The organism is Baekduia alba, assembly GCF_028416635.1.
Classification (GTDB): domain Bacteria; phylum Actinomycetota; class Thermoleophilia; order Solirubrobacterales; family Solirubrobacteraceae; genus Baekduia; species Baekduia alba.
Map to the genome: position 1 here is coordinate 2,952,811 of NZ_CP114013.1, position 23,282 is coordinate 2,976,092.

The following is a 23,282-nucleotide window of genomic DNA, read 5'->3' on the forward strand; positions in this document are numbered from 1 at the left end:
GGAAGCCGAGCCGCCAGGCGAGGTGTTCTGCTTGCTCATCGGCGCGCCTCCGCCTGCGAGGCGCGCAGGCGGTCGACGGTCGTGAGGATCGCGCGGGCGACCTCGGCCTTCGTGCCGCGTGGGACGGCCTCGTCGCCCGCGGCGGTGACGATCGTCACCTCGTTGTCGGTGGCATCGAACCCGATGCCCGGCTGCGACACGTCGTTGACCACCACCGCATCCAACCCCTTCCGCGTCAGCTTGTCACGGCCGTAGTCGACCGCTCCCGCGCCATGTTCGGCGGCGAAGCCGACGAGCGTCTGGTCGGGGCGGCGCGCTGCGGCCAGTCCGGAGAGCACGTCCTCGGTACGTTCGAGCGTGAGCGCGAGCTCATCGCGATCCGTCTTCTTCAGCTTGCCTTCGTAGGCGATCGACGGCCGGTAGTCGGCGACCGCCGCGCTCATCACGAGGACGTCGCAGGCCGGGAAACCTTCCGCGCAGGCCGCGCCGAGCTCCGCGGCGGTCTCCACGTCGACGTACGTCACGCGCGGGTGCCGCGCCAGGGTCACGTTCGCCGCGACGACCGTCACCTCGGCGCCGAGCGCCGCCGCCTCCTCCGCGACCGCGAAGCCCATCCGGCCGCTCGAGCGGTTGCCGACGTAGCGGACCGCGTCGATCGGCTCGCGCGTCCCGCCGGCGGTCACCAGCACGCGCAGGCCGTCCCAGGGGCGCGGGTGGGTGGGCCCCCATTCCGCGACGGCCTCGAACGCGGCGACCAGGTCGGCGACGTCGGCCAGCCGACCCGTCCCCCACTCGTGCTTGGTGGCCAGCGCGCCGGTGGTCGGGGCGATGATCGTGACGCCGCGGGCGCGCAGCAGCTCCAGGTTGGCCTGCGTCGCCGGGTGCTCCCACATGTGGTGGTTCATCGCGGGCGCGACGAGCACCGGGCAGGTCGCGGCGAGCGCGGCGCTGGTCAGCAGGTTGTCGGCCAACCCGTGCGCGAGCTTGGCGATGGTGTTGGCCGACGCCGGCGCGATCAGGTAGGCGTCGGCGTTGCGGACCAGCTCCAGATGGCTGGCCGGGTCGTGCGCCGGCGGCTCCTGGTCGGGAAACGCGCCCCGGGCGGGGTCGCGCTCGAACTCGTCGGTGAGCACCGGCGCACCGGTGAGCGCCGCGAACGAAGCGGCGCCGACGAAGCGTTGCGCGGTCGGGGTCTGGATGGCGCGCACCGCGTGCCCGGCCTTGGTAGCCAGGCGCACGACTTCGAGCGCCTTGTAGGCGGCGATGCCCCCGCTGACCCCGAGCAGGAGACGCGCCACGGCGACGGCCTACCGGTACTGGTACTTGATCTTGCCCGCGGCGACTTCCTCGAGGGCGATCGTCAGGTAGTTCTTGGAGATGGTCTCGACCATCGGCGGCGGGAACTCGTCGAACGTCCCCTCGCCCAAGTTGTGGTAGTACGAGTTGATCTGACGTGCGCGCTTGGCGGCGACGAGGACCGACGCGTAGTTGGAGTCGACGTGGTCGAGCAGCTTGTCGATGCGGGGACTGATCACGAGCCCAGTGTACCCCGCACGATGCCCGCCAGCTCCTCCACCGCGTCGTGCAGCCGATCGTTGACCACGACGTGCTCGAACTCGCCGGCCGCGGCGAGCTCCTGCTCGGCGACCTCCAGGCGGCGCTCGACCTGCTCGGGGTCGTCGGTCCCCCGACCGATCAGCCGTTCGCGCAGCGCCTCGCCGCTCGGCGGCCGGATGAAGATCTGGGTCGCGCCGGGCATCGTGTCGCGCACCTGGCGGGCGCCCTGGACCTCGATCTCCAGCACGACCGGACGGCCGCCGGAGGTGTGGCGCTCGAGCTCCTCGCGCAGCGTCCCGTAGCGGCGGCCGGAGTACTCGGCCCACTCGACGAAGTCGCCGTCGGCGACGTGCCGGGCGAACGCCTCGTCGGAGATGAAGTGGTAGTGCTCGCCCTGCGTCTCCCCCGGGCGCGCCTGGCGCGTGGTGGCCGAGACGCTCAGCGCAAGCTCTGGCACACGCTCGCGCAGCAGCCGGATGAGCGTGCCCTTGCCGACCCCGGACGGGCCAGTGATGACGAAGACCCCGGGGAAGGGCTCGCCTGGCGGCTCGCCTTCCCTTGCGGATGCTCGCCCGGAGGGCTCGCTTCCGCGCGCATCCTGCGGCATGGTGCCTGGCTACTTGCGGAGCATGCCGACGAGCTCGGCGCGCTGGCGGTCGGAGAGGCCGCCGATGGTCTTCGACGGTGAGATCCGGCAGGTCTGCAGGATCTTGTTGGCCTTCACCCGCCCGTACTTCGGGACCGCCAAGAGCATGTCGAAGACCTTGGCGGTCTCGAGGAACTCGGGCGGCTCGAGGAGGAGCTGGTGGATCGACACTCGACCGGCCTTCAGGTCGCGCTTGAGCTGCGCGCGACGCGTGCGGATGACGTTCGCCTTCTGGAGGGCGTCCATCCGCTGGTTGAGGCTGCGTTCGGGTGCCGCCGTGTGCTTGATGGGCGAGTTGGCGGCCGGCGACATCGGGGCGCCGATACTACACGGCCGGGGGCCCTCAGCAAGGCGCGATGGCTCAATTCGGCTGGACCTCGACCTGAGGTCGACCCTTCTTCACCCTAGTTGACGGTGGCGCCCGGTTTTGCAGGCACTTTGCGGGGCGTCCGCGACGCCCTGACATCCGGTCCGCCAGGGTCGAGGCCGCTGTTTGCGGGCTTCGCTTCCGCGGGGTGTGCGAAGGCGACACAGACCGGCCCGGACGGGTGGACGTGGTTGTTCACACAACCCTCTCAGGAGCGCCCGAGAGGCGAGTTCGAACCCGCTTCGCGCACGCGGTCGCCGAGCCCGCGGGCGACGCGCCGCGGCCACAGCGGACCACCGTAGACGAACGCCGTGTAGGCCTGCACGAGGGTCGCGCCGGCGGCCAGCCGCGCCCACGCGTCGGCCGCATTCTCCACCCCGCCGACCGAGATGATCGTGAAGTCGGCACCGAGGCGCTCGCGCAGCCGGCGCAGGACCGCGAGCGACCGGCCGGCCAGCGGCGCGCCGGACAGCCCGCCGGCGCCCGCGGCGGCCACCGCGGCGGCCGGCGTCGCGAGCCCCTCGCGCGAGATGGTGGTGTTGGTCGCGATCAGGCCGTCGAGCCCGGTCCGCAGCGCCAGGTCGGCGACGGCGTCGACGTCGGCGTCGGCGAGGTCGGGGGCGATCTTGACGAGCAGCGGGACCGCGCGCCCGGCCATCCCCTCGCGCACCGCGGCCACGATCGGCTCGAGCTGCTCGACGGCCTGGAGGTCGCGCAGGCCGGGCGTGTTGGGCGAGCTGACGTTGATGACGAGGTAGTCGGCGTGCGGCGCCAGCGCGGCGGCGCTCGCCCGGTAGTCGGCGGCGGCGTCGGCGGCGACCTTCGTCTTGCCGATGTTGATCCCGACGATGACGCCCGGGTCGCGATTCCGCGCCCGCCCACCCAGGCGCGCCGCGGCCGCCGCGGCGCCGCCGTTGTTGAAGCCCATGCGGTTGACCAGCGCGCGGTCGGCCGGCAGCCGGAACATCCGCGGGCGCGGGTTGCCGGCCTGGGGCTGCGCGGTCACGGTCCCGATCTCGACGAAGCCGAAGCCCAGCGCGGCCAGCGCGTCGACGTGCGCGGCGTCCTTGTCGAAGCCGGCGGCCAGGCCGAGCGGGCTCGGGAAGTCCAGGCCGAGCGCATGGACGCGCAGCGCCGGGTCGCGCGGCACGCACAGCCGCCGCACGAGCCAGCGGACCGCGGCGGGCGCCAGCGTCACCGCCAGCGCCCGCGTGCCGAGCCGGTGCGCGGCCTCGGCGTCCAGGCGCCGCAGGACCAGCGCGAAGAACGCCCGCCAGATCAGGAGGCCGACCCTAAGCGCGCGTTGTGCAGCTCCTGGAGGGAGATCACGCTCGTGTCGCCCGTCCGCCCCGCCGAGATCGCGCGCGCCGCGCTGAGCCCGGCGCTCAGCGTCGTCAGACACGGGATGCCAGCGGCGACCGCCGCCCGGCGGATCTCCCACCCGTCGGTGCGCGCGCCCGAGCCGGTCGGCGTGTTGACCACCAGGTCGACCTTGCCGTCCTCGATCCAGGTCACGACGTTCGGCGTGCCCTCCGAGATCTTGTGTAGCGCCTCGGCCGGGACGCCCCAGCGCTGGATCGCCTCGGCGGTGCCGCGCGTGGCGACGATCTTGAAGCCGAGGTCGTGCAGCAGCTGCGCGACGGCGACCGCGCCCGGCTTGTCGGCGTCGGTCACGGTGATGAAGACCGTGCCCTCGCTCGGCAGCGCCGCGCCGGCCGCGGCCTGGGCCTTGGCGAACGCGCTCGGGAAGTCGCGGGCGACGCCCATGACCTCGCCGGTCGAGCGCATCTCCGGCCCGAGCACGGCGTCGCTGCCCTCGAAGCGGTCGAACGGCAGCACGGCCTCCTTGACCGACACGTGGTCCAGCGGCGCGTCCTCGGCCGGCAGGTCGAGCTCGGAGAGCTTCTCGCCGAGCATCAGCCGGCACGCCATCTTGGCCAGCGGCACGCCGATCGCCTTGGAGACGAACGGCACCGTCCGCGACGCGCGCGGGTTGGCCTCGATCACGTACAGCTCGCCGCTGTAGATGGCGTACTGCACGTTGCACAGCCCGACGACGCCGAGCCCGAGCGCGATCCCGCGCGTCGCCGCCCGGATCTGGTCGAGCATGTCGGGGCCGAGCGAGTGTGGCGGGAGCACGCAGGCCGAGTCGCCGGAGTGGATCCCGGCCTCCTCGACGTGCTGCATGATCCCGCCGACCCAGACGTCATCGCCGTCGCTCAGCGCGTCGACGTCGACCTCGATCGCGTTCTCCAGGAAGCGGTCGAGGAAGATGTCGCGCCCCACCACCGGCGACCCGTTCCGGCTGCTCGGCGGTGCCGGCGCGTGGCGCTCGAGGTAGTCGGCCAGGCCGTCGCGCGAGTAGACGATCTCCATCGCGCGGCCACCGAGCACGTAGGACGGGCGCACGAGCAGCGGGTAGCCGACGTCCTCGCCGCGATCCAGCGCCTCCTCGATGGTGCCGGCCGTGGCGAAGGGCGGCGCCTTGTAGCCGAGGCGCTCCAGCAGGTCGCCGAAGCGCCCGCGCTCCTCGGCGAGGTCGATCGAGTCGACGCTCGTCCCCAGGATCCGGACGCCGGCCTCCTGCAGGCCGTGCGCGAGCTTCAGCGGCGTCTGGCCGCCGAACTGGACGATGACGCCCTCGGGCTTCTCGACCTCGATGACGCCGAGGACGTCCTCGAGCGTCAGCGGCTCGAAGTACAGGCGGTCGGAGGTGTCGTAGTCGGTGGAGACCGTCTCCGGGTTGCAGTTGATCATCACCGCGTCGCGGCCCGACTCGCGGACGGTCATCGCCGCGTGGACGCAGCAGTAGTCGAACTCGATGCCCTGGCCGATGCGGTTGGGGCCGGCGCCGAGGATCACCACGGACGCGTTGTCGCCACGCCGGACCTCGTGCGTCGCCTCGCGCTCCCAGCCGGAGTAGAAGTACGGCGTCTCGGCGGCGAACTCGGCGGCGCACGTGTCCACGGCCTTGAAGGAGCGCTCGCCGGTGAACGGCGCTTCGGGGTCGAGCGCCAGCGCCTGCAGCTCGCGCAGGTACCACGGGTCGATCGCGGTCTTGTCGTGGACCTGCTCGATCGTCGCGCCCTTGCGGAACGCCTCCAGGACCACGTCATAGCGGTCGCTGGCCGGCCGGTCGAGCATCGTCAGCAGGTCCGGGACCTCGAGCGCGTCGAGCTTGGGCGGCGCGTCGAGCTCGCGCGAGCGCATGGCCTTCAGGAACGCCTGGCCGAACGTCCGCCCGATGGCCATCGCCTCGCCGACCGACTTCATGTGCGTCGACAGCTCGGCGTTGGCGCCGCTGAACTTCTCGAACGCGAAGCGCGGCCACTTGACCACCACGTAGTCGATCGCCGGCTCGAACGACGCCGGCGTGACCTTGGTGATGTCGTTGGGGATCTCCTCGAGCGAGTAGCCGACGGCCAGCCGCGCGGCGATCTTGGCGATCGGGAAGCCGGTGGCCTTGGAGGCCAGCGCGCTGGACCGCGACACGCGCGGGTTCATCTCGATGACGAGGATCTCCTCGGTCGTCGGGTTGACCGCGAACTGCACGTTGGAGCCACCGGTCTCGACGCCCACCGCCCGGATGCAGGCCATCGCCTGGTCGCGCAGCTTGTTGTACAGGCGGTCGGTCAGCGTCTGCTGCGGGGCGACCGTGACGCTGTCGCCGGTGTGCACGCCCATCGGGTCGATGTTCTCGATCGAGCACACGATCACGACGTTGTCGTTGTGGTCGCGCATGACCTCCAGCTCGAACTCGCCCCAGCCGAGCACGGACTGGTCGACGAGCACCTGGCCGATCGGCGACGCGGCCAGGCCGCGCGTCACGATCTTCGTGAACTCCTCCTCGGTGCGGGCGATGCCGCCGCCGCGGCCGCCGAGCGTGAACGCCGGGCGGATGATCGCCGGCAGGCCGACGGCGGCCAGCGCCGCGCCGATCTGCTCGGTGGCGTCGACGATCGCGTTGGCCGGCATCTCGAGCCCGGCCTTGGCCATCGCCTGCTGGAAGAGCTCGCGGTCCTCGGCGGTGTTGATCGCGTCGTAGTTCGCGCCGATCAGCTCGACGCCGAACTTCGCCAGCGTGCCGTCCTCGTGCAGGGCCTTGGCGAGGTTGAGCGCGGTCTGCCCGCCGAGCGTCGGCAGCAGCGCGTCGGGGCGCTCCTTCTCGATGACCTGCGCGACCGGGCCGGGCAGCAGCGGCTCGACGTAGGTCGCGTCGGCGAACTCCGGGTCGGTCATGATCGTCGCCGGGTTGGAGTTCACGAGCACGATCTCGTAGCCCTCCTCGCGCAGCACCTTGCAGGCCTGCACGCCGGAGTAGTCGAACTCGGCGGCCTGGCCGATGACGATCGGGCCGGAGCCCAGGATCAGGATCTTGTGGATGTCGTCGCGGCGCGGCATCAGGCGGAGCCTCGCGCAGAGCGCGCGTTTCGGGGCGGCTGCTCGCGCAGGCGCTCGCACTCGCGGTGGATGGCGTTTCGTTGCATCAGGCGGGGCTCCCGCTGCGGACGGCTTCGAGGAAGCGGTCGAACTGGTACAGCGCGTCGTTGGGACCGGGGCCGGCCTCCGGGTGGTACTGCACCGTGGCGGTGTTGTGCTCCAACAGCTCGAGCCCCTCGACCGTGCGGTCGTAGAGGTTGACGTGGGTCAGCGCGGCTTCGCCGAAGTCGGTCTGCCAGCGCACGGGCTCGTCGGCCTCGACGCGGCCGCCGCCGTCGGGCGCCTTGACCGCGAAGCCATGGTTCTGGGCGGTGATCTCGATCTTGCCGGTGCGCAGGTCCTTGACCGGGTGGTTGCCGCCGCGGTGGCCGAAGGGCAGCTTGTAGGTCTCGAGGCCGACGGCCTGGCAGAGCAGCTGGTGGCCGAGGCAGATGCCCCAGACCGGCCGCTGGCCGACCAGGTCGCGGACGGTGTCCACGATGTAGGACAACGCGGCGGGGTCGCCGGGGCCGTTGGCCAGGAAGAACGCGTCGGCGTCGGTGGCCAGCAGCTCGGCGCTGGTGACCGTGCACGGATGCAGCGTGACCTCCGCCCCGCGCTCGACGAGGTTGCGAACGATCGACGACTTGATGCCGGTGTCGATGGCGTGGATCCTCGTCGCCCCGCCGTAGCCCAGCGTGTGGGCCTCGCGCGGCGTGACGACCTTCGCGAAGTCGGCGCCGACCATCGACGGCTCGCCGGCGATCAGCGCGCGCGCCTCGCTCTCGGCGATGTCGCCGGTGAAGACGCCGCCGCGCATCGCGCCCGCGTCGCGGATGTGGCGGACCAGGGCGCGCGTGTCGACGCCGGAGATCGCCGGGATGCCGCAGTCGATCAGCCAGTCCAGCCAGCCGCGCTCGGCCTCGGGCGCGTCCTCGCGGTTGACCGCCTCGCGCATGATCGCGGCGCGCGCCCAGACGCGGTCGGACTCCATCGCGGCCTCTGAGACGCCGTAGTTGCCGATGTGCGGGTAGGTGAAGGTGATGAGCTGCCCGGCGAAGCTCGGGTCGGTCATCGACTCCTGATAGCCCGACATGCTGGTCGTGAACACGACCTCGCCGGTCGCGTGGCCGGCCGCGCCGACGGAGTCCCCGTCGAAACGCGTGCCGTCATCGAGCAACACGTAGGCGTTGGACTGCTGACTCACAGGATCACCTTCTGGACGGCCTTGAACTCTGGTGTGCCGGCGCGCTCGCAGAGCTCGAGCAGCGCGGCTTCGACGGTGGTGAGGGTCGCGCCCGCGCGGTCCAGCCGCTGCAGGCCGACCGCGCGGTCGTTCGCGTGGCGCGAGCCGACGGCGTCGGTCACGACCTGGACGGAGACGCCGCGGTCCAGCAGGTCCAGCGTGGTCTGCATGACGCACACGTGGGCCTCGATGCCGCAGATGAGCACCTGGTTGCGCCCGGCGAGGTTGAAGCCCTCGGCGCGGACCGCGCTGAAGACCGACTTCTCGACCGGCGCGGTGTCCTCGGGCAGCCCGACCTCGGCGGCCGTGCGCTGCAGGCCCTTGGGGTACTGCTCGGTCGCGATGACCGGGACGTCGAGGATCCCCGCGCCCTGGACCAGGCGGCCGCAGGCGGCGGCGACGTCGGCGAACGTGTCGTAGGAGCGGAAGCCGTCCTGGACGTCGATCACGACCAGCGCCGTGCTGCGACGGTCGAAGAGCCGGGTTCCGTTGGCGTTGCTCATCGGACGCATCCGATGGCGGGGGAACCTGTCGTTGTCCATTCCTTCGTCATCGGACGCATCCGATGGCGGGGGAACCTGTCGTTGTCCATTCCTTCGTCATCGGACGCATCCGATGGCGGGGGAACCTGTCGTTGTCCATTCCTTCGTCATCGGACGACCTCCAGTTGGCGGGCGCGAAAGGCGAGCGTGCCGGCCGCGACGGTCAGCAGCACCTTGCCCTTGAGGGTGTGGCCGTCGAAGCAGCAGTTGGCCGAGCGCGACTCGTAGCCGCCGTCGCCGACGACCCACTCGCGCTCGAGGTCGATCAGCGTCAGGTTGGCGGGCTCGCCGGGGGCGATCCGCGGGGTCGGCAGGTCGAAGAGCGCGGCGCCGTCGCTGAGGCGCTGCACGAGCAGGTGGAGGTCGATCACCCCCGGCAGGACCAGGTTGGTGTAGATGGCCGCGAACGACGTCTCCAGCCCGGTGGTCCCCATCGGGGCCTGCTCGAACGGGACCTCCTTCTCGTCGCGCGCGTGCGGCGCGTGGTCGGTCGCGATGCAGTCGATCACGCCCGACTTGAGGCCGGCGATCAGCGCCTGGCGATCGGTCTCGGTGCGCAGCGGCGGGTTCATCTTCATGCGCGTGTCGAGCGTGCGCACGGCCTCGTCGGTCAGGCACAGGTGGTGCGGCGACGCCTCGCCGGTGATGCGCACGCCGCGCTGCTTGGCCTCGGCCAGCGCCTCGATCGACTCGCGCGCGCTGAGGTGCTGGATGTGGATCCGCCCCTCTTCGTAGCCGGCGATGAGCGCGTCGCGGGCGACCATCGTCGCCTCGCTGATCGACGGGATGCCGGTGATGCCGAGCTGCGCGCTGACCTCGCCCTCGTTCATGGCGCCCTTGCCGCTCAGCGACGGGTCCTCCTCGTGCAGCGCGATCACGCCGCCGCACAGGCGCTGGTACTGCAGCGCCTTGCGCAGCATGCCCGCGCTGACGACCGGCTTGCCGTCGTCGGTGAAGCCGGCGGCGCCCTCCTCCCGCAGCGCCGCCATCTCGGTCAGGTCGTCGCCGGCCATCCCGCGCGTGACGCAGGGGACGAAGCCGACGGGGATGCGCGCGTCGCGGGCGGCGGCGTCGCGGACCGAGCGCAGCAGCGGCGCGGAGTCCAGCGGCGGATCGGTGTTCGGCATCGCCAGGACGGCGCAGAAGCCGCCGGCGGCCGCCGAGCGAGTGCCGGTCTCGAGGTCCTCCTTGTGTTCCTGGCCGGGCGTGCGGAAGTGGACGTGCGGGTCGACGAAGGCCGGCAGCACGTGCCGACCCTGGGCCTCGACGACCTCGGTGCCGTCCGGCGCGCTGAGCGCGCCGGCGTTGCCGATCTCGGCGATCTCGCCGTCGCGGACGAGGACGTCGCGGCGCTCGTCGATCCCGGCCCGCGGGTCCAGCACGTGCGCCTCGCGGATCAAGATGTCCGTGTTGGATGCGGCGTGGTGGACGAGCAGCGGTTCGGCCATCAGGCGGGGACTCCTTCGGGGGACCGCGACGTGCTCGGCACGTGCGCGAGGACTTCGTAGAGGACGGCCATCCGGACGACGACGCCGGCGGCGACCTGCGCGGTGATGACGGCCTGCGGCGAGTCGACGACCTCGGCGCTCAGCTCGACGCCGCGGTTGACCGGCCCGGGGTGCATGAGCACCTGCTTGGGGCCGAGGCGGCGGCCGTTGATCTGGTACCAGGTGGCGTACTCGCGGATCGACGGCACCCAGCTCTCGTCCATCCGCTCGTTCTGCATCCGCAGCGCGTAGACGACGTTGGCCTGCGGCAGCTCGTCCAGCGTGTAGCGGACCTCGCAGCCCAGCGCCTCGATGCCGCGCGGGATCAGCGTCGGCGGGCCGGCGAGCGTGACCTTGGCCCCCATCTTCTGGAAGGCCATGATGTTGCTCCGCGCCACGCGGCTGTGCAGGACGTCGCCGACGATCCAGATGCTCAGGCCGTCGAGGCCGCCCAGGCGCTGGCGCAGCGTGTGGACGTCGAGCAGCGCCTGGGTCGGGTGCTCGTGCTTGCCGTCGCCGGCGTTGACGACCGCGGCGGGCGTCCAACCCGACACCAGCTCGGCGGCGCCGGCCCACGGCGTCCGGATGACGATCGCGTCGGGCTTGTGGGCGCCGAGGGTCAGGATGGTGTCCTTCAGCGACTCGCCCTTCTCGACGCTGGAGCCGGAGGCGCTGAAGTTGACGACGTCGGCGGAGAGCCGCTTGGCCGCCAGCTCGAACGAGCTGCGCGTCCGCGTGCTGGCCTCGTAGAAGAGGTTGAGGACGGTGCGGCCGCGCAGCGCCGGGACCTTCTTGATCTCGCGGTCGGCGACCTCGGCGAAGGCCGCCGCGCGGTCGCAGATGCGCTCGATGTCGTGCCGCTCGAGGTGCTCGACGGATACCAGGTGCTTCATGTCGCTAGGCCACCACTTCCGCGTTCTCGCAGATCCGGACCTCGTCGACGTGGTCCAGCTCCTCCACGTGGACGTTCACCCGCTCGCTGCGGGAGGTCGGGAGGTTCTTGCCGACGTAGTCGGGGCGGATCGGCAGCTCGCGGTGGCCGCGGTCGGCGAGCACGGCGAGCTGGACCTTGGCCGGCCGCCCGTAGCTGAACAGCGCCTCGATGGCGCTGCGCACGGTGCGGCCGGTGAAGAGCACGTCGTCGACCAGGACGACCGTCCGGCCGTCGAGGTCGAAGTCGACGTGGCTGGCGTGGATCGTCGGCTGCTCGGCACGGCGCCCCACGTCGTCGCGGTAGAAGGAGATGTCGAGGTCGCCGATGGGGATCTCGCGCTCGAGGAGATCCGAGAGCAGGCTGTGGATGCGGCGGGCGAGGATCGCGCCCCGGCGGTGGATGCCGACGATCGCCAGAGACTCGCCCCCACCCACCCCGTCGTTGCGCTCGACGATCTCGTGGGCGATCCGGACGAGGGTGCGGCGCATGTCGTCCTCGTCGAGGACGACCTTCTCGTGGTCCATCTGGTGGTCCGTCCTTCCTGGCCTCACGGGACCGGGTTAAAGGGTCGGGCTTGTGTTCAACGCAAGTCCAACCTAGCAGCGGCCGCGGGCGTAGAGTCGCTCCATGAGCGGCGCGGCGGCGGATGATCGGGTGGTCAAGGACCGGGCGCGAGCGACGTGGGCGGCCGGCGACTTCCCGCGTGTCGTGCGCGACACGATCCCGCACGTCGGGCCCGCGCTGGTCGCGGCGGCGAGGATCCGCACCGGCGATCGCGTCCTGGACGTCGGCGCCGGGTCGGGCGCCACGGCGATCCCGGCCGCGCACGCAGGCGGCGACGTGGTGGCCTCGGACCTGACGCCGGAGCTGCTGCAGGCCGGGCGCTCGGCGGCGGTCGCCGCGGGCGTGGCGCTGGAGTGGGTCGAGGCCGACGCCGAGGCGCTGCCGTTCGCCGACGCCTCGTTCGACGTGGTGCTGTCCTCCTTCGGCGCGATGTTCGCGCCGCGCCATCAGGTCGTCGCCGACGAGCTGGTGCGGGTGGCGCGTCCCGGCGGGACGATCGCGATGGCCAACTGGGTCCCGGAGGGCTGGGTCGGGCAGTTCTTCGTGACGATGCTGCCGTTCATGCCGCCGCCTCCCCCGGGCTTCCAGCCGCCGCTGCTGTGGGGCGTCGAGGAGCATGTGCGCGAGCTGTTCGGCGACCGCGTGTCGTCGCTGACGTTCACGCGCGGCGTGCAGGTGGTCGACACGTTCGCGACGCCGGCGGCGCTGGTCGCGTTCTACCGGGAGAACTTCGGGCCGACGATCATGACCTACAGGTCGCTCGGCGACGACGCGGAACGCCGGGCCGCGCTGGACGCGGCGCTGCTCGACCTGGCGACGCGATCCAACTCCGCGGCCGCCGGCGCGCGGGCGCGCTACGAGTTCGAGTACGTCTTGGTCGTCGCCCGGCGGTGAAGCTCCGGCGGGCCCTTCTCCGGGAAGGGCACGTCGATCCAGTCGCCGTCGCTGGGCACGACGCTGTTGGGGAACACCGCGGTCGCCTCCTCGCGGATCTCGCGGCCGTGGTAGCGCGTGGAGAGGTGGGTGAGCGCGAGCATCGCGACGCCGGCCTCGGACGCGAGCTCGGCGGCCTGGCGGGCGGTCGAGTGGCCGGTCTCGTGCGCGCGCTCGCGCTCCTCGTCGAGGAACGTGGACTCGTGGACGAGGAGGTCGGCGTGCTCGGCGCTGAGGCGGACCATGTCGCACGGCTGGGTGTCGCCGGTGAAGATGAGCCGGCGGCCGCGGCGCGTCGCGCCGATGACCTGCTCGGGCGCGACGCCGTTGACGGTCTCGCCCCGCTGGAGACGGCCGAAGTCCGGGCCGAACGGGACGCCGAGGCGCTGGGCGAGCTCGGCGTCGAAGCGGCCCGGGCGGTCGTGCTCGACCAGCGCGTAGCCGTAGGCCTCGCCGCGGTGGCGGACGCGCAGGACCTGCATCTCGTAGCCGGGGAAGTCGACGATCGCGTCGCCCTCCAGGTCGGTGACGGTCAGGCGGTACTTGGTGCGCCCGATGACCGTCCGGCGCATGGTGTCCATGATCGCCTCGGTGCCGGGCGGGCCGAAGATCGTCAGCGGCGTGGTGCGGTCCCGGAGGTCGAAGGACTTCATCATCCCGGGCAGGCCGAGCCAGTGGTCCAAGTGCAGGTGCGTGATGAAGATCTCGGTGATCTCGGGCAGGCCGCCCTGGCGCAGGAGCTGGCGCTGCGTGCCCTCGCCGCAGTCGATCAGGAGCTTGTCGGAGCCGTAGCGCAGCAGCGTGGCCGGCAGGCCGCGATGGGCGGAGGGAACGGAGCCGGCGGTGCCGGCGAAGTGGATCGAGAGGTCCATCAGGCGCGCTTGGAGGCTATCGGCGTGGGTAGGGTCGGCCGCATGCTCAAGGAGTTCCGGCAGTTCATCCTGCGCGGCAACCTGGTCGACCTGGCGATCGCGGTCGTCATCGGCGCGGCGTTCGGCGCGGTCGTGGCCGCGCTGGTCAAGGACATCATCACGCCGCTGATCGCCGCGATCGGCGGGCAGCCCGACTTCAGCACGCTGCACTTCACGATCAACGGCAGCCGCTTCGAGTACGGCGACTTCATCAACGCGGTGATCAGCTTCGTGATCATCGCGGCCGTCGTGTTCTTCTTCGTCGTCAAGCCGATCAACGCGCTCTTGGACCGGGTGCAGACGGGCGAGGCGGTCGACGAGCCGACGCGCGAGTGCCCCGCGTGCCTGAGCCAGATCCCGTACGCGGCGCGCCGGTGCGCGTTCTGCACCGAAGAGGTCGGGCCGCAGCCGGAGCCGGTGGCGGCACCCGCTTAGTGACCATCGGTCAATAACGGTGTGCAGAGGGGCATGAGCCGCTTCACGCCCCTCCCCTCCGCGGCCGCGCTGTCGTGGCTGGCCGGCGTCCTGGTCCCGCTGGCGCCCGGCGGCCTGGGCGTCCGCGACGCCCGATCTCGTCATCGGCGACCGCTACCTCCCGGGCGGCGGCACCGCGAACTGGAGCCGGTCACGCGTGCTGCTGAGCCGGATCGGCTGCACCGCGAGCCGGTTGTTGTTGGGGTTGCCCTACGACGACCTCTCCGGCGGCTTCAAGCTCTGGCGGGCCTCATGCCTGCGCGACCTCGACCTCGACACGATGCTCGCGGCCGGCTACGCCTTCCAGATCGAGACGACCCAGGTCGCCCACCTCCTCGGCAAGCACATCGAAGAGATCCCCTTCACCTTCCACGAGCGCATCGCCGGCGCGTCGAAGATGTCGCTCTCGATCTCCCTGGAAGGGATCGGCGTCTGCCTGCGGCTGCGGGGCCTGCATAGCCGCTAGGCTCCTTGAGCCGCACGCGCCCGTAGCTCAGTGGATAGAGCGCTCGCCTCCGGAGCGAGAGGTCGCAGGTTCGAATCCTGCCGGGCGCGCTTCGCTGGACGTGGACGCCGGGATGGGCGTCGTGTTGAGGTCCAACGTGCTTGAGGACCGTCGGCGTGGATGCCATGGTGAAGGCATGGAGCCCGCCGCCGCCGACGATCGCCTCGCCCGTCTCGCCGCCGAGCTCGAGCGTCTGTCGCAGGCCCATCTGAAGCTCGGCGAGGCGACCGCGTCGCTGATCCCGCAGGCCCAGCCGGAGGACCGCCGGGTCCTGGGCCAGGCCGCCGCCGCGTCGCGCGCCGCGGCCCGCAGCGCCTCCGAGGCCAGCGCGAGGGCGCTGGCCTCGTCGCGCGACTGAGGCGGAGGCCCGGCGGCTAGTCGCCGTGCTCGTGGACGCGCGCCGGCGCCTGCCAGCGGTCCGTGCGGTCGCCGGCGCTCGGCTCGCCTTCGACGACGATCCGCGGGTGGGCCGCGGCCGCGGCGATCCTCACCGGTGGCGGACCGTCGCCGACGAGGCCCAGGCCCTCGATCAACGTGAAGAACGCCCGCGCGAAGGGTGACTCCGCGGTTCGGGCGCGGACGTCGTCCCAGTCGACCTGCTCGCGCACCGCACGGGCGATCGCGAGGATCCCGGCGAAGTCGCAGCAGTGCTCGTCGAAGGCGTGGAGCTTCATCACGAGCACGTCGTCCAGATGCACGACCGGCAGGTCCAGCGCCGCCACCGGCAGGATCTCCGAGCGCCGCAGGACCTCCTCGACGCTCTCGATCCCGCGCGGGCCGAAGATCAGGTCGACCAGCGTCTCGCTGCCGTCCTCAGCCTGGTCCCATGCCTTCAGCAACCAGCCCTCGGGCGGGCGATCGGCGCGCATCCCGACGCCGACCAGCGCCTCGAGCGCCGCCTCGGCGTCCTCGGCGCAGACGAGGAAGTCCAGGTCGTTGCGCGACTGCGGCGCGCCGCGCGCCCAGCACGCCACGCTGCCGGCGAGCGCGAACGGCAGCCCCGCGTCGCGCAGCGCGGCGGCGCCCTTCTTGAGGCTGCTCTCGATGTCCTCGAACGACGACCGGACCTCACCCATGCCTGACGGGCTACCCACCACGGGCGTTCCCGCCACGACGCAACGGGTAGAGCGAACGCTGTGAGCGACACGCCGCCGCCCGTCCGGATCGCCGCCGCCGGCGACATGCACTGCCAGCCGTCGCGCGCCGCCGAGGCGCGCGCGGCCTTCGGGGCGTTGAACGACAACATCGACCTGCTCCTCCTGGCCGGCGACCTCACCACGCACGGCCAGCCCGAGCAGGCCGAAGTGCTCGCCGACGCCGTGCGCGACCTCGACGTCCCGATCTACGCGGTGTGGGGCAACCACGACCTCCACTGCGACGACGTCGACGGCATCCGCCCGATCCTCCAGGACGCCGGCGTCACGATCCTCGAGCGCGAGGCCGCGACCGTCTGCGTCGGCCCGACCGAGATCGGCATCGTCGGCCTCAAGGGCTTCGTCGGCGGCTTCCCCGGCTCGCACCTCCCGGACTTCGGCGAGCCGCTCCTGCGCGCGGTCTACGCCGAGACGACCAAGGACGTCGAGGCGCTCGACGAGGGCCTGAAGCAGATCGCCCACTGCCCGTTCCGGATCGTCCTGCTGCACTACGCGCCGACGATCGAGACGCTGCGCGGCGAGCCCGCGACGATCTGGACGATGCTCGGCAACGACCGCCTCGCCGCCCCGATCGCCCAACACGAGCCCGACATGGTCCTCCACGGCCACGCGCACGCCGGCACCTTCGAGGGCCACATCGACGACGTCCCCGTCTACAACGTCTCCGTCCCCGTGCTCGGCAAGGACTTCTGGGTCTTCGAGCTCAGCGGCCTCGAACGCGCGACGGCGCCGCTGCACTGAGGCGCGGGCGCCCGCGGCTCGACGCCGCTACACCGCCGGAGCCCGCCAGGCGCACAGCGTCTGCAGGATCGCCAGTGCTCGTTCCGGATCGCGGCGCATCACCGCGAAGGCCGTGCGGGCCTGGTCGACGTCGTCGAGGGTCGCGTCGGGTCGTTCGACGCAGTAGCGGCCGATCCACTTCACCGCCGCGCGCTCGTAGCGCTGGGGCTCGCGATCACGTAGGAGCACGCAGACCTGGAGTGCGTCGTCGAGCCGGATCACCGGCAGCTCGGCGGCCGCGGCGCGGATGATCGAGAGGTTGCCCGTGGTGAGGGCCCGCTGAAAGCGACTGTAGGCGGATCCGGCGTCTGACACGAACACATGTTCGCACAGGACGCAAGACGTCGGCGTCTCCTGGGCCTAGCCGATGGGCAGCTCCTGGACAACCGTCAGCGCCTCCGCGAAGAGGTCGCCCTGGTCGCGCACGCGCGCCAGGACGGCGTCCATGTCGAAGCTCAGCGCCGAGGCGTCGTCGGCCTCAACGGCCTCCTGCACCTCGTCCCAGGTCAGTGGGGTCGAGACCGACGGCCGGTCCCGCGCGCGCGGCGAGTACGGCGCCACCGTGGTCTTGTTGACGTCGTTCTGGGACCAGTCGACCAGGACCTTGCCCTTGCGCAGCGCCTTGGTCTGCCGCGACACCACCAGGTCGCCCGCCTCGGCCTCCAGCAGCTCGGCGACCGCCTTGGCGAAGCCCTTGGTCTGGGCATACGTCACGCCCGCGACGTTCAGCGGCACGTACACCTGCATGCCCTTCGACCCCGACGTCTTGGGCACCGAGACGAGCCCCAAGTGCTGGAACATGCCCTGCAGGACCGTCGCGACCCGGCAGCACTCCAGCAGCCCCGCCGGCTCGCCCGGGTCGAGGTCGAACGCCACCATCGTCGGACCGCTCAGCCGCCCCGAGTCGCGCGCGGCGCGGTGCATCGGCGTGTGCAGCTCCAGGTCGGCGAGGTTGCCCAGCCACGCCAGCGTCGCCGGGTCCTCGGCCAGCACGTAGTTGATGACCTTGCCCTTCTCCAGCTTCACCGGCGCCGTCGCGATCCAGTCCGGCCGATGCTGAGGCGCCTGCTTCTCGTAGAAGAACTCCCCTTCGCTGCCATGCGGGTAGCGCTTCAGCGTCAGCGGCCGGCCCTGCAGGTGCGACAACAACACCGGCGCCAGCTCGACGTAGTAGCGGATCAGGTCGCCCTTGGTGTGCCCCGACGGCCACAGCGCCTTCTCCAGGTTCGTGAGCCGCAGCTCGCGCCCGTCGATCTCGGCCCGGACCGCGGTGGCGCCCCGCGTCCCCTTCGGCGCGGCGACCGGCTCGCGGACGACCAGCGTCGCCGGCTTGTCCTCGCGCAGCCCCTTGTAGGACGGCGCGCGGAGCACGCCTTCGCGCGTCCACTCCACGAACTCGACCTCGGCCACCAGCTCCGGCTCGACCCACACCGCCTCGCGCGGGATCTTCACGGCCTTGGGCACGACGTCGAACGGCGAGGTCTCCCGGACCAAGGGCCCCAACAACCCCGCCAGTCGATCCAGCTCGGCCTCGGTGAAGCCCGTCCCCACCCGCCCCGCGAACCGCAGCGGCTCACCGTCGGCCGAGGACTCGCGCACGCCCACCAGCAGCGCGCCGATCCGCTCGCGCCGGCGCCCCTCCCCCGGCAGCCATCCGCCGATGACCAGCTCCTGGCGGTTGGTGTTCTTGATCTTGCGCCAGGCGCCGCCGCGCCGCCCCGGCTCGTAGGGCGAGTCGACGCGCTTGGCGACGACGCCCTCCAGCCCCTGCTCGCGCGTGGCGGCCAGCAGCTGCGTACCACCCCCTACGACATGGTCGGGGACCTGCCAGCGCTCACCGTCGGCCAGCAGCGCCCGGAGCGTCGCGCGCCGCTCGTGGTAGGGACGGCCCATCAGCGACGCGCCGTCCAGCCACAGCAGGTCGAAGGCCATGTACGTGACCGGGTTCTCCTTGGCCAGCCGCTTGACGGCGCTCTCGCGCACGAGGTGCATCCGCCCCTGCAGCGCACCGAACGACGGCCGGCCGTCGGCGTCGAAGGCCACCACCTCTCCGTCGAGGACCACGCGGTGCATGCTCAGCGCCCGGTTCATCCGCGCCAGCTCGGGATAGCGCGCGGTGACGTCGTTGCCGTTGCGCGTCACGAACCGCATCCGCCCGGGCTCGCTGAAGACGACCGCGCGGACGCCGTCCCACTTGATCTCGTAGGCCCAGTGGGGATCCTCGCGCGCCGACGGGACCGGCCCGGGCTTGGCGAGCATCGGCACCAGCGTGGTCGGCATCGGCTCGGTCCCGAGCACCCAGCCGTCGGTCGCCGGCGCGCCCATCCGGTGGATCATCCAATCCTTGGGGTCCGGCCCGATCGGGAACAGCGCGTACTGGCCGGTGACGCGCTCGCCGTGCAGCGCGACCTCGACCTTCTTGCCCGCGTCCCACTTCAGGACCTCGTAGGTCCCGCGGTCCCAGATCGTCATCGTCCCGGCGCCGTAGGAGCCCTTCGGGATCTCGCCGTGGAACTCGAGGTACTCGAGCGGATGGTCCTCGGTGTGGACCGCGACGCGGTTGTCCTTGGCCGCCCACGGCAGGCCGTTGGGGATCGCCCAGGACGCGAGCGCGCCGTCGTGCTCCAGCCGCAGGTCCCAGTGCAGGCGCGTGGCGCTGTGCTCCTGGATGACGAACCGGGGCGCGCCGCCGCCGGCGTCGCCCGACGCGTCGCCTGCCGGCTCCGGTGTCGCGCCGAAGTCCCGCTTGCGCGCGTACTCCTCCAGGTTGGGCGAGCGGCCGGCCACCGCTCCGGACGCTACCCGCCGGCGACGCGGAGCACGGTCTCGCGCAGCTCGGTGATCGGCGCGTCCTTCTCCACGTAGGCGACCGCGCCGCCGCGGCGCCCCTCGCCGTACTCGCGCGGGTGCCCGCTGAGGACGACGACGCGCACGTCGGGCGCGACCGCGTGCAGCTCGCCGACCGCGTCGCGCTCGACGTCGAGGAGGTCGAGCAGCACGACGTCCGGCCGGGTCTCGCCCGCGACGCGGACGGCGGCGTCGACGTCGGGCGCCTCGCCGACGATCTCGATGTCGTCGTCGTCTTCCAGCTCCGCGCGGATCAGTGCCCGGAAGGCGGCGGAGTCATCGCAATGCAGCACGCGGACCATGCGTTGCGCACATTACTGCGCCGCGCGACCATCTCCTCCCCGGTTGCGCTTGTAGGTTCCCTCCAATGGCCGGCGCGATCGACCTGCCGGATCTGCTCGTCGCCCACAGCGACGAGCTGGCCGACGCCGTCCTGGAGCGCTTCGCCGCCGGCGCCGGCCCGGACGGCGCGCCCGACGCCGCGACGCTGCGCAACCTGCGCCTCGGCGCCCGCGCCGCCGTCGACTGCTTCCTCGCGCGCCTGTCGGGCCACAGCCCCGTGCCGGCCGACGTCGCGCTGTTCGTCGCCCACGGCCGCGCCCAGCAGGCCGCCGGCCGCACGCTCACCGAGCTGTTGTCGTTCTACCGGCTGGGCGGCCTGGCGATGTGGGAGCGCTCGACCGCGCTGCTGCCGCCGGCCACCGAGCTGCCGGCCGCGGAGATCTTCGCGTTCGGCAGCACGGTGCTCGAGCTGGTCGACGAGCTGTCGGTCGCGGCCGCCGCGGGCTTCAGCGCGCAGGAGGCGGAGGCGCGCCGGCGCGACCGCGCGCTGCGCGAGCGCCTGGTGTCGCTGCTGCTGTCCGATCCGCCGGTCGCCCGGGACGTCCTGCGCGCCGCCGCCGACGCCGCCTCCTGGGCGCTGACCGCGCGCGTGCGGGTCGCGGTCGCCGCGCTGCCCGCCGACCCGCTGGCCGTGCCGGCCGGCCCGGGCCCGGAGCGCGTCCTGACCGCGACGGTCCGGGACGGCCGCCTGGCGCTGGTCGTCGCCGACGACGCCGAGGCCGAGGCCTGGCTGGCGCGCGCCGCTGCGGCGCTGGGGCTGGAGGCGCCGCTGGCGCTCGGCCCCGCCGTGGCCGCCGACGCCGCCGCGCGCAGCAGCGCCCGCGCCGTCGCGCTGCTGGACCACGTGAGCGCGGGCACGCTGCGCGGGGCCGCGGGAGCCGACGTCGTCCGCTGCGACGACCACGAGATCGCGCTGCTGCTCGGCGCCGCCCCCGACCTGGCGCGCGAGGTCGCGGGTCGCCGGCTCGCGCCGCTCGAAGCGCTCGATCCCGCCGCGCGCGAGCGGCTGACCGCGACGCTCGCCGCCTGGCTCGCCGACCCCGGCCGGCCGCAGGCGATGGCCGACCGCCTCGGCCTGCACGTGCAGACCGTCCGCTACCGCCTCAAGGCGCTGCGCGAGCTGTTCGGCGACGCCCTCGACGACCCGGACGAGCGCTTCGAGCTGTCGCTGGCGCTCCGCGTGGGCGCCGAGCGCTAGCGCTCCAGGTCCAGCACCGCGTCGTGGATCTCCACCGACGAGGCACGGCCCACCGCCGCGGTGCTGGCGCGAAGGCGTCGCTGCTGGCGTGCCGTCGCTCGATAGTTCGATGACTTTCGAAGCTTTGCTATGATGGTTCGACGTCTCTCGAACCGTCGGATGACGACCTCCCCATGATCTCCACCTCTCCCCGCTCCCTGATCCCCACCCGTGCGCCGCTGTCGCGCGATGCCGCCTTCTGGATGCTCGCCGCCACGCTCACGTTCCTGCTCTTCGCCTCCAGCGCGCCGTCGCCGCTCTACGTCGTGTACCAGGCGAAGTGGGGCTTCTCCCCGATCACGCTGACGAGCGTGTTCGCCGTCTACGTGGTCGCGTTGTTGTTGTCCCTGCTCTTCGCCGGCTCGCTGTCGGACCGCATCGGCCGCCGGCCGGTCCTGATCGGCGCGCTGCTCGTCCAACTGACCGCGATGATCATCTTCGGCCTCGCGCACGGCGTCGGCGCGCTGTTCGCCGCGCGCATCGTCCAGGGCTTCGCGACCGGCGTCGCCACCGGCGCGCTCAGCGCCTCGCTGATCGACCTCCAGCCCGAGGGCCGGCCGCACCTCGGCGCGCTGGTCAGCGCGGCCGCGCCGACCTTCGGCCTCGCCGCCGGCGCGCTCGGCTCCGGGTTGTTGGTGCAGTACGGCCCGGACCCGCTGCGGCTCGTGTACTGGCTGCTCGTCGGCGTCTTCGCGCTGGCCGTCGCCGGCGTTGCCGCGATGCCGGAGACCGTGACGCGCGACGGCGGCTCGCTGCGGGCCGCGTTCCGCCCGCGCATCGGCATCCCCCAGCACGTCCGCGGAGCGTTCCTCGCGGTCGCGCCGGTGCTCGTCGCGAGCTGGGCGCTCGGCGGCCTGTACCTGTCGCTCGGCCCGTCGCTGGCGGTGTCGCTGCTGCACACCTCCAGCCACGTGATCGGCGGCCTGGTCATCGTCGCGGTCACCGCCACCGGCGCGCTGACGTCGATCGCGGTCCGCGACCATCAGCCCGTGCACGTCCTGATCGGCGGCGCGCTGATGCTCGCGCTCGGGATCGGCGTGACCATCCTGGGGCTCAACGACGGGCAGACCGCGCTGTTCTTCGCCGGCAGCGCCCTGGCCGGGATCGGCTTCGGCGCCGGCTTCTCCGGCGCGTTCAAGAGCATCGTGCCGCTCGCGCCCCCGACCGAGCGCGCGAGCCTCGTCGCCGCGGTCTACGTGCTCTGCTACGTCGGCTTCAGCGTCCCCGCCGTCGCCGCCGGCATCGCGGTGACGCACGCCGGCCTGCTGGCCACGACCAACGTGTACGGGTCGGTCCTCGTCGTGCTGGCGCTCTGGGCGGCCGCCGTGACGACGGTGCGCCACCGGCGCGAGCGCGCGCTCGTCTAGAGCGCGCCCGGGTCGTCGAGGTCGTTGGACGCCGGCTGCTTGACCGCGCAGGTCTTGTAGGCACGCACGGCCCCGGCGTCAGCCGCGCAGCCGTCCGGCGGCGCGCCGTCCAGCCAGGCCGGCCGGCAGCGGATCGGTCACGACGACGTCCTGCGCGTCGCCGTCACCGGTCGCGCGGGGACGCCCACCCGCGCGCGCATGGCGCGTCCGACGCTACGTCGGCACGGCAGCGCCGGCAAGCTTCCTGTCGCGCGACCGCTCCTCTACCGGAAACCGGCGGAGCCCGACCTCACGTCGCGCGCTGCTGCGCCGTTGAACGCCCGACATGCGCCTCTACGACTACGCCGCCTCCTGCAACGCCTACAAGGTCCGCCTGCTGATCGCGCAGCTCGGACTCGACGTCGAGCGCGTCGAGGTCGACATCTTCGCCGGCGAGACGCTGACCGAGGCCTTCGGCGCGCTGAACCCGGCGCGCACCGTCCCGGTCCTCGAGCACGACGACGGCCGCGTCCTGCCGGAGTCCGGCGCGATCCTCTGGCACCTCGCCGAGGGCACGCCGCTGCTGCCGGCCGACCCGTGGACGCGCGCGCAGATCCTGCGCTGGCTGCTCTGGGAGCAGGCCGACTTCCTGCCGGCCATCGGCGGCCTGCGCTTCCGGCTGCTGACCGGGCGCTGGGCGGCGGGCGACGCGCCGGCGATCGCCCGGCGCGAGAGCGCGATCGAGGTCCTGACGCTGCTCGACGAGCACCTCCAGCACCACGCGTTCCTCGTCGGCGACACCTACACCATCGCCGACATCGCGCTCTTCGGCTACGCGCACGCCGCGCACGAGGCCGGCCTGCCGATGGACGACTTCCGCGCGGTCGACGCGTGGCTGGAGCGCGTCGCCGGCCTCCCCGGCCACATCGACGACGTCCAGCCCTACCCGGTCAGCGCGCACCCGGGCGCGGGGCGCTCGATCTACGGGTAA

The 23,282-nt window shown here is 72.5% G+C and carries 24 protein-coding genes and 1 tRNA gene; 9 read left to right on the forward strand and 16 right to left on the reverse strand.

Annotation, left to right across the window (positions count from 1 at the left end):
- Positions 1–35: 35 nt before the first annotated feature.
- From coaBC to pyrR, 11 genes are all read right to left on the reverse strand, one after another.
- Positions 36–1,298, reverse strand: coding sequence for a bifunctional phosphopantothenoylcysteine decarboxylase/phosphopantothenate--cysteine ligase CoaBC (coaBC, locus tag DSM104299_RS14825; RefSeq protein WP_272472407.1), 1,263 nt, complete (start codon positions 1,296–1,298; stop codon positions 36–38).
- A 9-nt stretch (positions 1,299–1,307) separates the two neighbouring features.
- Positions 1,308–1,535 (reverse strand): DNA-directed RNA polymerase subunit omega, encoded by a 228-nt coding sequence (gene rpoZ / locus DSM104299_RS14830; RefSeq protein WP_027007495.1) that lies wholly within the window; start codon positions 1,533–1,535, stop codon positions 1,308–1,310.
- Complete coding sequence (gene gmk, locus DSM104299_RS14835) at positions 1,532–2,164, reverse strand: guanylate kinase (RefSeq protein WP_272472408.1); 633 nt, start codon at positions 2,162–2,164, stop codon at positions 1,532–1,534. The genes rpoZ and gmk overlap by 4 nt, the downstream gene beginning before the upstream one ends.
- 9 nt (positions 2,165–2,173) lie before the next feature.
- The gene (gene mihF / locus DSM104299_RS14840) at positions 2,174–2,515 is read right to left on the reverse strand and encodes an integration host factor, actinobacterial type (protein ID WP_272472409.1); all 342 of its coding nucleotides are present in this window, start codon (positions 2,513–2,515) and stop codon (positions 2,174–2,176) included.
- 263 nt (positions 2,516–2,778) lie between these two features.
- The gene (locus tag DSM104299_RS14845; RefSeq protein WP_272478095.1) at positions 2,779–3,852 is read right to left on the reverse strand and encodes a quinone-dependent dihydroorotate dehydrogenase; all 1,074 of its coding nucleotides are present in this window, start codon (positions 3,850–3,852) and stop codon (positions 2,779–2,781) included.
- Positions 3,849–6,971 (reverse strand): carbamoyl-phosphate synthase large subunit, encoded by a 3,123-nt coding sequence (gene carB, locus DSM104299_RS14850; protein WP_272472410.1) that lies wholly within the window; start codon positions 6,969–6,971, stop codon positions 3,849–3,851. Before carB ends, DSM104299_RS14845 begins: the two co-directional genes overlap by 4 nt.
- Before the next feature lie 85 nt (positions 6,972–7,056).
- Positions 7,057–8,196 carry a glutamine-hydrolyzing carbamoyl-phosphate synthase small subunit gene (carA, locus tag DSM104299_RS14855; RefSeq protein WP_272472411.1) on the reverse strand — a complete coding sequence of 380 codons (1,140 nt, stop codon included), beginning with the start codon at positions 8,194–8,196 and terminating at the stop codon, positions 7,057–7,059.
- The gene (locus DSM104299_RS14860; RefSeq protein ID WP_272472412.1) at positions 8,193–8,738 is read right to left on the reverse strand and encodes an isochorismatase family protein; all 546 of its coding nucleotides are present in this window, start codon (positions 8,736–8,738) and stop codon (positions 8,193–8,195) included. Before DSM104299_RS14860 ends, carA begins: the two co-directional genes overlap by 4 nt.
- 146 nt (positions 8,739–8,884) lie before the next feature.
- The gene (locus DSM104299_RS14865; RefSeq protein WP_272472413.1) at positions 8,885–10,225 is read right to left on the reverse strand and encodes a dihydroorotase; all 1,341 of its coding nucleotides are present in this window, start codon (positions 10,223–10,225) and stop codon (positions 8,885–8,887) included.
- A complete protein-coding gene (locus DSM104299_RS14870; protein ID WP_272472414.1) occupies positions 10,225–11,157 on the reverse strand; it encodes an aspartate carbamoyltransferase catalytic subunit in 933 nt (310 codons plus the stop codon). The genes DSM104299_RS14865 and DSM104299_RS14870 overlap by 1 nt, the downstream gene beginning before the upstream one ends.
- A gap of 4 nt (positions 11,158–11,161) precedes the next feature.
- Entirely contained in the window at positions 11,162–11,722 is a 561-nt protein-coding gene (pyrR, locus tag DSM104299_RS14875; protein ID WP_272472415.1) for a bifunctional pyr operon transcriptional regulator/uracil phosphoribosyltransferase PyrR, read from the reverse strand.
- 103 nt (positions 11,723–11,825) lie between these two features.
- Between pyrR and DSM104299_RS14880 the strand changes: the two genes are divergently transcribed.
- On the forward strand, positions 11,826–12,656 hold the full coding sequence (locus DSM104299_RS14880; RefSeq protein WP_272472416.1) for a class I SAM-dependent methyltransferase: 831 nt from the start codon (positions 11,826–11,828) through the stop codon (positions 12,654–12,656).
- Here the strand turns inward: DSM104299_RS14880 and rnz are convergent.
- Entirely contained in the window at positions 12,617–13,567 is a 951-nt protein-coding gene (gene rnz, locus DSM104299_RS14885) for a ribonuclease Z (RefSeq protein ID WP_272472417.1), read from the reverse strand. The two genes, DSM104299_RS14880 and rnz, sit on opposite strands and share 40 nt — an antisense overlap.
- A gap of 42 nt (positions 13,568–13,609) precedes the next feature.
- Between rnz and mscL the strand changes: the two genes are divergently transcribed.
- From mscL to DSM104299_RS14905, 4 genes are all read left to right on the forward strand, one after another.
- Entirely contained in the window at positions 13,610–14,041 is a 432-nt protein-coding gene (mscL, locus tag DSM104299_RS14890; protein WP_272472418.1) for a large conductance mechanosensitive channel protein MscL, read from the forward strand.
- A gap of 196 nt (positions 14,042–14,237) precedes the next feature.
- Entirely contained in the window at positions 14,238–14,546 is a 309-nt protein-coding gene (locus DSM104299_RS14895; RefSeq protein ID WP_272472419.1) for a glycosyltransferase family protein, read from the forward strand.
- A gap of 16 nt (positions 14,547–14,562) precedes the next feature.
- A tRNA-Arg gene (locus DSM104299_RS14900) sits at positions 14,563–14,635 on the forward strand.
- 86 nt (positions 14,636–14,721) lie between these two features.
- Positions 14,722–14,943 (forward strand): hypothetical protein, encoded by a 222-nt coding sequence (locus DSM104299_RS14905; RefSeq protein WP_272472420.1) that lies wholly within the window; start codon positions 14,722–14,724, stop codon positions 14,941–14,943.
- Positions 14,944–14,959: 16 nt separating this feature from the next.
- Here the strand turns inward: DSM104299_RS14905 and DSM104299_RS14910 are convergent, their stop codons facing one another.
- A complete protein-coding gene (locus DSM104299_RS14910; RefSeq protein ID WP_272472421.1) occupies positions 14,960–15,661 on the reverse strand; it encodes a hypothetical protein in 702 nt (233 codons plus the stop codon).
- 60 nt (positions 15,662–15,721) lie between these two features.
- Here DSM104299_RS14910 and DSM104299_RS14915 point away from each other — a divergent pair, with 60 nt between their 5' ends.
- A complete protein-coding gene (locus DSM104299_RS14915) occupies positions 15,722–16,480 on the forward strand; it encodes a metallophosphoesterase family protein (RefSeq protein ID WP_272472422.1) in 759 nt (252 codons plus the stop codon).
- Between the two features lie 27 nt (positions 16,481–16,507).
- Here the strand turns inward: DSM104299_RS14915 and DSM104299_RS14920 are convergent, their stop codons facing one another.
- The 3 genes from DSM104299_RS14920 to DSM104299_RS14930 are packed head-to-tail and all read right to left on the reverse strand — an operon-like array spanning position 16,508 to position 19,668.
- On the reverse strand, positions 16,508–16,834 hold the full coding sequence (locus DSM104299_RS14920) for a hypothetical protein (protein WP_272472423.1): 327 nt from the start codon (positions 16,832–16,834) through the stop codon (positions 16,508–16,510).
- Positions 16,835–16,879: 45 nt separating this feature from the next.
- Positions 16,880–19,306 carry a DNA ligase D gene (gene ligD / locus DSM104299_RS14925; protein ID WP_272472424.1) on the reverse strand — a complete coding sequence of 809 codons (2,427 nt, stop codon included), beginning with the start codon at positions 19,304–19,306 and terminating at the stop codon, positions 16,880–16,882.
- A gap of 11 nt (positions 19,307–19,317) precedes the next feature.
- Positions 19,318–19,668, reverse strand: coding sequence for a response regulator (locus tag DSM104299_RS14930; protein ID WP_272472425.1), 351 nt, complete (start codon positions 19,666–19,668; stop codon positions 19,318–19,320).
- 65 nt (positions 19,669–19,733) lie between these two features.
- Between DSM104299_RS14930 and DSM104299_RS14935 the strand changes: the two genes are divergently transcribed.
- The 3 genes from DSM104299_RS14935 (at position 19,734) to DSM104299_RS14945 (ending at position 23,282) form a co-directional block, all read left to right on the forward strand.
- On the forward strand, positions 19,734–20,906 hold the full coding sequence (locus DSM104299_RS14935) for a helix-turn-helix domain-containing protein (RefSeq protein WP_272472426.1): 1,173 nt from the start codon (positions 19,734–19,736) through the stop codon (positions 20,904–20,906).
- Between the two features lie 173 nt (positions 20,907–21,079).
- A complete protein-coding gene (locus tag DSM104299_RS14940; RefSeq protein ID WP_272472427.1) occupies positions 21,080–22,312 on the forward strand; it encodes an MFS transporter in 1,233 nt (410 codons plus the stop codon).
- 325 nt (positions 22,313–22,637) lie between these two features.
- Entirely contained in the window at positions 22,638–23,282 is a 645-nt protein-coding gene (locus DSM104299_RS14945; RefSeq protein ID WP_272472428.1) for a glutathione S-transferase family protein, read from the forward strand.